Source organism: Pelotomaculum propionicicum (assembly GCF_004369225.1).
Lineage (GTDB): Bacteria > Bacillota > Desulfotomaculia > Desulfotomaculales > Pelotomaculaceae > Pelotomaculum_B > Pelotomaculum_B propionicicum.
The window spans coordinates 1-9300 of record NZ_QFFZ01000078.1 but is presented as its reverse complement, the minus strand read 5'-3'; the positions used below and the strand labels follow the sequence as shown (position 1 = coordinate 9300).

Sequence of the window (9300 nt, the reverse complement as noted above, 5' to 3'; positions counted from 1 at the left end):
ATCATTTCCTTTCCTCCTGTACGCCTGTTAATTTCCAGTTACAGTGTACAGGATTGGTTTGATCGGGTGGTCAACTTTTTGGTGATCAATGGGTTAAAATTGGTACACTTTTAGTTTAGCAAATACAAAAAAGGCAGGGCTGCTTCACAGATTTCAGTCACATTTATTTTATTAAACCTGGGCCGCAGAAACTCAAGAGCCTTTCGGCCAAAGCCCTTCCTCCGGGGGTTGTTGCCGATGGTTAAGACTCTCAGCTCAAAATTGCTGCCGTATATGAAGCCAATAATTTTCATTCCCTCGCGGAATTTAAACACCGTGGCCATTCTATTTCCGTACATAAATTCATAATCGCATACATCATACATGATTGACCCTTCTTTCAACCATGATCTTACTTATATAATACTTGAAAAGCATATTATTTGACAATAGAAAATATTCTAAATATTCGTATATTTTAGGACATGTCATAATCATTTCGTAAATTTTATTCCAGTATGCACAAAAAAACTTTCAATAAGAGGCCTGATTAAAACGGAGAGCCCCAGCTAAAAGCCAGGGCTTCCTTTGTTTTAGGGAAGACACGGACTCGAACCGTGTAGCGGGTCCCGGACCGCGCTGTGTTCCCGACACTCTCCCCAGGAATATATTGCCAGTTTTATTATGACACCAGGCAATTACCATGTCAATGGCGAAGTAATGCTGGTATAATGAACCCTATAAGCATATATTCAGTCTAATGCTTATAGAAGGCCTTCAGTGGAGATAAAAGAAATGCAGGGTGAGTTAACCTTGTCTGATGTAAGTCTGATCAGAATGTCCCAGTCAGGGGACAATGAAGCATTTGCCAAACTGGTGCAAAAATACTCCACGGACGCGTACCGTACCGCGTTCATGGTTCTGCGCGACCGCGAAGAGGTGGAAGATGTGGTTCAGGAGGCATTTTTAACCTGTTACCGTAGCATAAAGTCTTTTCGGATGGAATCGTCTTTTAAGACATGGCTATACAGGATTGTTGTCAACCGTTGTTATGACAGGCTCCGGAAGCTCAACCGGGAAAATGCCGCTTTTAATAAGTTGTCTTTAAATTTATCAATAAGGAACGGGGATATGGACGAAATAGAAAGCCGGATTGACCTCAAAGAGGTTATTTTAGGCCTGAAGCCGGAGTACCGGCTGGTGCTGACTCTCTATTACGGTATGGACTTCGGGGTGCAGAAAGTGGCCGATATATTAGGCATACCTGCCGGCACCGTCAAGTCAAGATTGAACTCCGCCCGCAACATGGTCAAAGAGCGCCTGTCAGCAAACCCGCTTTAATTAGAACAGTTGGAAAGAGGCTGGAATCATGCACTGTGACGGCATCAAATTAATGCTGAATGACTTCTTTAATAAGACCCTCTCCGGGGTTGAGGAGCAGAAAGTCAGAGGCCACCTGTCAGAATGCGAGGACTGCCGGTGTGAGTTCAGCAGGCTGGAGAAAGCTGATGCTGCCCTGAAAAAAGTTATACATGAAATGGTGGCTGGTATTGAGGTGCCTAAGAGCCTTAATGAGAGGATAGAAATGGCGCTTGCTATGGAAAAAAGGCCGCGGCGCCGGACGGGCTTCCTGCCTGCACTGGTCAGAACTCCCGCTGTCGCCGCAGCTTTGCTGCTTGTTGTGCTTACTGCGGGCCTGTTTGGTTATTACAATCTTTACAGCCCTCCAAACCAGCCAAAGGTGGCGATCTCAGATTCGCCGGCAGTACCACTGACAGCTGGATCCGGTCCCAGTGATATGGATAATAGTGTCCCTATTGCTGATGAAAAGGCTGCTCCAACCACTGAAAGACAGGATCTGCAGGCCGGCGGCGCCAGCCAGAAAAAAGATGCCGGGTTGCAGTCATCAACAAAGCCGGCGGCGGAACCGGAAAAACCTTCAGCCGTGCAGCCGCCGCCTCCGGCCGCGGCCTCGCAGCCAGGCGCTTCTGAAGATGCCCGGGCACAGCTGGAAAAGAGGCCTATGTCTGTAACAACCGCACCCCCGGCCGCCGGCGGCGGCGTGAAGGCTGTAAGCGGAGAAATTTATGACTCAGCTGCCGGTGATGCGGGCTTTGAACCGTTAAAGCCAACCTACCTGCCATCGGGCATGAGGCTTGTAGATGTTTCATGGCGTTCAGGAGTGGCCTACCAAACTTACCGGTCCGGCAGCTCGTATGTCATCATAAGCCAGGGCAGGGCGACGGCGTCAGGGTTTAATTACGACCAGCAGGCCGCGGGGGGGGCCCTGGTAAGTATCAACGGCGCCAGGGCTGTACTCGAAGAAAACAAGCAAGACGCAAGCGGTAACGGTTCAGGAGTCTTTACAGTTTTACGCTGGCAGCGCGGCGAGTGGATCTTCTCTGTAAGCGGTGAGCTAACTGTGGATGAGATAATAAAAATCGCTTGTTCTATAGGTTAGCCTTTTTTAGATAAATTACCGATTATAGTCTGTCAAAAAGTTATTTGCCATCCTTTGAAAAGGGGTGGCTTTTTATTTCTTTTGTTAATGTCCAGGCTTCTTTTTTAAAGAGGCGGCATAAAGATATATTAGGTACGATATATGGGACAATGAAGTCCCGGAAGATGCGGCGCCGCTTCTTTCGGGCTATTTTTTTATTAAAGGAGGCAGGATTAAATGTGCGGTATAACTGGCTGGGTTGACTGGGAGGCTGACCTTACCGGTCAGGGGGATATCCTGGAGGCCATGCTCGGCGCCCTTTCCAGGCGGGGGCCAGACGCGTCAGGGATATGGCTGTCAAAGCATGCGGCAATTGGACACCGCCGGCTGGTGGTAGTCGACCCCGCCGGGGGAAGTCAGCCCATGACCCGCCGCCGGGGGGACAAAGTCTATACTGTCACTTATAATGGTGAACTGTATAATACACTGGAATTGAGACATGAATTGGAAGGGCTGGGCAACACTTTCCTCACCCGCAATTCTGACACGGAGGTTCTTCTCATGGCTTATATCCAGTGGGGGGCAGCCTGCGTAGAGCGTTTTAACGGGATTTACGCCTTTGCCATATGGGATGAAGCTGAACAATGCCTGTTTATGGCACGCGACAGACTCGGCGTGAAACCCCTGTTCTATACCCGGCAGGGAGGAGTATTAGTATTCGGGTCAGAACTAAAGGCGCTGCTGGCGCATCCCGCGGTGCACCCGGTGGTTGACGCTGAGGGACTGGCTGAAATATTTGTTATGGGGCCGTCCCGCACACCCGGCCATGGTGTTTACCGGGGTGTTTTCGAATTAAGGCCTGGCTGCTGTCTGATCTATGGCAAAAACGGCAGCCGCCTAAGCAGGTACTGGTCTCTGGTCAGCCGCCCCCACATTGATGACCTGGATGTCACAGCAGCCCGGGTCCGGGAGCTTTTCGAGGATGCCGTTGAGCGTCAGCTTGTCGCCGATGTCCCGGTATGCGCATTTTTATCAGGCGGCCTTGATTCAAGCGCTATCACAGCGATTGCGGCAGCGGCTTTCAAGCGGGAAAATACAGGTTTGCTGCACTCTTATTCTATAGACTATGCAGGCAATGAGCGCCACTTTCGCCCGGATTTATTCCAGCCCAACTCCGACGCTGATTGGAGCGGGCGCGTGGCCGATTATCTCGGCACCAGCCATCATGTGGTTGAAATTGATAATTATGAACTGGCCGACGCCCTCCTGCCGGCTGCGCGGGCTAACGATTTGCCCGGTATGGCTGACATTGACTCCTCCCTGTATCTCTTATGCAGAGAAATAAAAAAAGAGCATACGGTCGCTCTGTCGGGGGAGTCAGCGGATGAAGTGTTTGGCGGCTATCCCTGGTTCCACGATAGGGCTGCCCTGCGGGCCAAATCTTTCCCCTGGGTGCGCCTGCTGCGCGAGCGGTTCAAATTTTTCTCTCCTGAATTGGTTTCCTTGCTCCAACCGGAAAAATATGTGGAACAGCGCTACCAGGAGGCCCTGGCGGAAGTTCCGCGGCTGCCGGGTGAGGAGCCTTTTGAGGCGAGAATGCGGGAAATATTATATCTTAATATTACCCGGTTCATGCAGACGCTGCTTGACCGTAAAGACCGGATGAGCATGGGCGTCGGCCTGGAGGTGCGTGTGCCCTTCTGTGACCACCGCCTGGTTGAATATGTCTGGAATATCCCGTGGGCTATAAAGAACTGTGACGGCATGGCCAAAGGTATTTTACGCCGGGCGCTGGGCGGTATGCTGCCGGGTGATGTGCTGCGGAGAACTAAAAGCCCCTACCCCAAGACACACAATCCCGAGTATTTAGCGGCCGTTCGTGAGATGGTCCTGGATCTTCTTGATGATGTGAATTCTCCTTTGCTGCCCCTGATAAACGCCGGCGAAGTGCGCAGACTGGCTGAATCAGACGGGTCGCTTTTTGACCGGCCCTGGTTCGGCCAGCTGATGCGAGGCCCCCAGTTTCTGGCCTTTCTGATCCAGGTGGACGCCTGGCTGCGAACTTATAAAGTATCTATAATTTAATAATCAGCCTTACCTTTCAGATTTCCAGCAAAAGCCCGAACCAAGGGCTTTTCTGCGTCTTTTTCGAAAGAGCCTGTCTTTTGCGCCCACTGGAAGTGTTAACAAAACCATGATTCCGTGCTAATATTTAAAAAGTTGTATAATCTCTTGATTTATAGGGACATCTAGTTGGTGAGGTGTTAGTATTGCTGAGAACAGCACTGGGACAAATGGAAGTTATACCCGGCAGGCCTGATTTAAACAGCCGGACCATACTGGACATGATCGAGGAGGCCCGTGCCCAAAAAGCTGAAATTGTTATTTTCCCCGAAATGGCAATCCCAGGGTATTTGCTGGGAGACACCTGGGAGCAGCGGGCTTTCCTGCGGGACTGCGAGGAATACGGCAAAAGCGTTGTTGCGGCCTCCCGTGGTATATGCGTCCTCTTCGGCAATGTGGGAGTTGACTGGAACAAGACAGGCGATGACGGCAGGGTGCGCAAGTATAACGCTTTCTTTGTCGCGCAAAACGGCAGGCTGGTGGGCGGCGAAAAATATCCATATCCGTTCAGGATAAAAACGCTGCACCCAAATTACCGCGAGTTTGACGACACCAGGCATTTTTACAGCCTGCGCAAGCTGGCGCAGGAGATGGACATGGCGGTGGAGGAACTTCTGCAGCCGGTTGCAGTGGAGATCTCGGGACGGTGTCTTAAACTTGGCTGTATCCTTTGCGAGGACGGCTGGAGTGAAGAATATAATGTCAAACCCATTGAGACAATTCACCGCAACGGCCCGGTCGATCTGTTTATAAACATATCAGCTTCACCTTTTACCCTGGGAAAGAACAATAAACGAAACCGGGTATTTTCAAAACAGGTGGCTGCTGCCGGTGTCCCTCTGCTCTATGTAAATAATGTGGGGATCCAGAATAACGGGAAAACAGTTTATACTTTCGACGGCTACAGTACAGTCTACGACGCTGATGGTGAGATAACCGACTACTGCCACCCTTTCTCTGCCGGGCTTAAAATAGTTGAACTTGATCTATCCGCCAGTGCGAAAAAGCGGCCGTGTGTCACAGTGCCGGATGACCGTGACATAGCCAGTATATATAAGGCTCTTCATTACGGTGCAAGCAAATTTTTATCGGCAATAGGGATGAAAAAAGTTGTAATCGGGATTTCCGGCGGTATAGATTCCGCGGTAAGCGCCTGTCTTTACAGTACTGTTCTTGAACCGGAAAATGTGCTCCTGGTTAACATGCCCAGTGTTTTCAACTCCCGGACAACCAGGGACCTGGCCGCCGGGCTGGCCCAAAATCTTGGCTGCTGGTATACTGTCATGCCGATCCAGGAGGTGTTTGAGTATACTGTAAAACAAATTGGCCGGACACCGGTTGTCAACCCCAATAACAATAGTGAGTTCAACCTTAATGTATCGTCCTTCGTCTCGGAAAACATTCAGGCCCGTGACCGTTCAGCCAGGATCCTGGCCGGTGTGGCGGCAGCTTTTGGCGGCGGCTTTACCTGTAATGCCAACAAAAGCGAAATGACTGTGGGGTACACCACTCTGTACGGCGACCTGGCCGGTTTTCTGGCGGCTCTGGCTGATTTATGGAAGCACCAGGTTTATGAGCTTGCTCTGTATCTTAATGAACATATATACGGCAGGGAAGTGATTCCCCGTAAGATTATCGACCTGGTTCCGAGCGCTGAGCTTTCTCCTGAACAGGATGTCGATCAGGGTAAGGGCGACCCAATTGTTTACCCCTACCACGACTACCTTTTCCGCGCCTTTATGGAGCACTGGAACAGGGCCACGCCTGAAGACATACTGACCTGGTACACCCAGGGGGTTTTAGAAGAGCAGATTGGCTGCCGTCCGGGGCTGGCGGCGCAGCTGTTCAGCAGTCCCGCCGCTTTTATAGAGGACCTGGAAAAATGGTGGAAGCTTTACTGCGGCATGGGTGTGGCCAAAAGAATCCAGGCCCCGCCGGTCCTGGCTGTAAGCAGAAGAGCTTACGGGTTCGACCATCGCGAAGCGCAGAACCAGGTCCATTTTACATCCGGTTACCAGAAGCTTAAAAGGGAGTTGATGAAAGAAATCGGGTGAGACAAGGTAACCAGTAAGGATTTTTCCGGGGCCGGAATTAGAGAGTTTATTTTATCTGCTTAATAAAATTTTTTTTATAATAATATGAGAATTTATTATTCAGCAATCTTAAAAAAATTTTGACTTTAGCAGGAATTTAATTAGTAATACAGAATACACTAATTATATTTTGTAATGAATTTATATGCCCAATACTTTTTTGAAAATATTATAACATTTGGCAAATATGTCATAATATTTCATATTATTTCATTATAGTTTAATATTGACAGCGTGTTGGGCAAAACCGTTCGAAAGCCGGTGGCGCAAAGCTATGGGTCTAAGGCCAGTTAAAAGAGGCTATGATTGCCAGGTTGCAAGGACATTGACTTTACTGGGGTGGGTATAGTCTGTTTTTCAGGTTATACATACCCTTTTTTTATTATTTTAACTGTATATAAAACAATATAGGTTCTCCGAGCTCTGATTAACCTAAACATGTTTTTAGTGCACGGTTTGCAGGCCTTTAGGGTGCAGTAGGAAACTGTTGCGCCTCCCATTGTGGAAAGGAGGAAAAAGTACCTGATGCTTTTTCCTCCTTTTGTTTTATAAGGATATTAAAATAGAAGAAGATACGAAATGGCGGAAAGTTTTGCTCTATAAAAATTTTTTCGGCAAAGGGAGGCATGACGGCTTATTTTAAGCTAAAATACCATAATTATACATATATGTGACGACTAACCTTTTTGAAGTTAAGTTTTAAGTGGCAATAAATTCACTGTTTTAAATAATAAGATTTTGCTGGATATAAAAAAATTTTCGGCTTATGGGGATGCTGGCATTTTTTTAGCTCTTCTAGTAAATTATGTATTAATTGTCATGTGGTACCACTTTCTGGTTTTGGTGAAATTTAAGGTTTTCACCTGACAAGTTTAAGAAGCCGAGGGGGTGATAGCGGGAGCTTTAGACTTTACAGAGAGAGAAGAGGGGGTGATAAGGGCAGGGTTTGGATAATGGCTGTCAAGCAGCCAGTAATACAGATTCATTTATAGCTCATATGAGGAGAGTATTAGGAGAGCAATTTTAAATTTATTTAGTAAGAGGGGGTTTTACAAATATGGCCAATCCTCCAGTAATGACAGTATGTTTAGCCGGAAACGCCGGCAAATATAAGATGGGACTGCCGGTTGGGCAGCTTTTGCTGCGCGGTTTCATGTCAGGAGTATACATTGCGGTCGGCGCCGCGCTGTGCACCGTCTGCGGCACAGAAGTGGCCAAGTTTCTGGGAGCGGGCTTCGGCAAACTAATCGGGGGCGCCGTGTTCCCGGTAGGACTGATTGCGACCGTGCTCACCGGTATGGAACTGTTCACCGGTGACGCGATGTTGGGGCCCCTGGCGGTAATGATGGGCAAGACCGGCGTGGGCAGCGTGATCAAGAACTGGGTATTTGTTTATATAGGCAACTTTATCGGTTCCATGGCCTGGGCGTACCTGATGGTATTAGGGCCCTTTACCCAGGGCAATTTTACCACGGCGGAACCCAACGCCTTTGCTCTGAACGCCGTGACTATAGCGGTGGCCAAGACACTGCCGTACAAGTCCATGGGTGATATAGGCTGGTGGTCGTGCCTGGCCAACGGCATCGGCTGTAACTTCCTGGTTAACCTGGCCATCCTGCTTGGCATAACAGCCAAGGAATTCATCGGCAAGTTCTTCGGCATCTGGTTCCCGATCATGGCCTTCGTTTCGATCGGGTTTGAGCACTGCGTGGCCAACATGTATTTCCTGCCCGCGGGCCTGATGGTATACCAGAGCTTCCCCAAAATCGCGGACAAAGTGGCATCAACGGCAGCAGACGGGACAGTGACATACTGGAGCCCCCTGCTGCATAAATTCGGCGGGCTGACCTGGGGCGACGTGTGGCTGTGGAACATCATCCCGGCGACCATAGGCAACATCATCGGCGGCATGGTGTTTATCGGCGTCGTATACTTCCTGTGCTACAGGAACGAGTTTCCCGAAGAGCACAGGCCCGGCTACCAGTCAGGAGCTTCAGTAGGCAAGTAACCGGTTGACCAAATAACGAAGCACAAGTTCATTAATAACTCCAAGGAGGTATCCTCGCGGTGCGGATGTCCATACCTGCATACGTCAGTTTAGGGATAGCCACAGTCTTTGTGATATTCAGCTTCGCGCTCGGCCGGAACTCACAATTTTTACTGACAGCCCTGCCCATGCTGCTGGTGCTTCTCGCCGTGCCCCTGGTAATGACCGAGATGAACAGGCGGCAGATGGACAAGGTTGACTTTGCGAGTTACAAGTATCGTAAGATCAAAGAACTGGCTTCACTGGGCGCGGGAGAACCCGTGCGCATACGCGGCACCATAGAGGCCATGTCGCTGAGATGGCTGAACCGTCCCAATTTCCGCATCAGAGACGACAGCGGAGAGATCGGCGTATTCATGTTTTGGGCGCCCCGCGAGGATATCAAACCTGGAGACAAGGTAGAAGCAGCCGGTTCCCTGCGCATCGGGCCCACCAAGAAGAAGAACATCTGGGGGGTCAAGATGGCTAAGGTGAGCGGCGGCACAAAAATCAAATAGAGGGACGAAAGAGAGGGGGAGTAGTAATTGGCATCCTGTACATGCGGCGAACAAGCTGACCAAACCAAGGAAGCTGCAATGCAAAAGCTTTTTGACCAGTACCGCGATTACAAAGGAGGA

7 protein-coding genes and 2 riboswitches are annotated in these 9300 nt (G+C 49.5%); of the genes, 6 read left to right on the top strand and 1 reads right to left on the bottom strand.

Annotation, left to right across the window (positions count from 1 at the left end; all coding sequences use genetic code 11):
• Positions 1–110: 110 nt before the first annotated feature.
• Entirely contained in the window at positions 111–365 is a 255-nt protein-coding gene (locus Pmgp_RS18275) for a hypothetical protein (RefSeq protein WP_134215980.1), read from the bottom strand.
• A 394-nt stretch (positions 366–759) separates the two neighbouring features.
• Between Pmgp_RS18275 and Pmgp_RS18270 the strand changes: the two genes are divergently transcribed.
• From Pmgp_RS18270 to Pmgp_RS18245, 6 genes are all read left to right on the top strand, one after another.
• Positions 760–1320, top strand: a complete 561-nt coding sequence (locus Pmgp_RS18270) for an RNA polymerase sigma factor (RefSeq protein WP_243119952.1) — start codon at positions 760–762, stop codon at positions 1318–1320.
• Positions 1321–1348: 28 nt separating this feature from the next.
• Entirely contained in the window at positions 1349–2440 is a 1092-nt protein-coding gene (locus tag Pmgp_RS18265; protein WP_134215978.1) for a DUF4367 domain-containing protein, read from the top strand.
• A gap of 216 nt (positions 2441–2656) precedes the next feature.
• On the top strand, positions 2657–4504 hold the full coding sequence (asnB, locus tag Pmgp_RS18260; RefSeq protein WP_134215976.1) for an asparagine synthase (glutamine-hydrolyzing): 1848 nt from the start codon (positions 2657–2659) through the stop codon (positions 4502–4504).
• Positions 4505–4680: 176 nt separating this feature from the next.
• On the top strand, positions 4681–6597 hold the full coding sequence (nadE, locus tag Pmgp_RS18255; RefSeq protein WP_282432922.1) for an NAD(+) synthase: 1917 nt from the start codon (positions 4681–4683) through the stop codon (positions 6595–6597).
• Positions 6598–6866: 269 nt separating this feature from the next.
• A riboswitch (cyclic di-GMP riboswitch) is annotated at positions 6867–6958 on the top strand.
• An 80-nt stretch (positions 6959–7038) separates the two neighbouring features.
• A riboswitch (molybdenum cofactor riboswitch) is annotated at positions 7039–7164 on the top strand.
• Between the two features lie 529 nt (positions 7165–7693).
• On the top strand, positions 7694–8644 hold the full coding sequence (locus Pmgp_RS18250) for a formate/nitrite transporter family protein (protein ID WP_134215974.1): 951 nt from the start codon (positions 7694–7696) through the stop codon (positions 8642–8644).
• Between the two features lie 59 nt (positions 8645–8703).
• A complete protein-coding gene (locus Pmgp_RS18245; RefSeq protein WP_134215972.1) occupies positions 8704–9180 on the top strand; it encodes a hypothetical protein in 477 nt (158 codons plus the stop codon).
• The last annotated feature ends 120 nt before the right edge of the window (positions 9181–9300 follow it).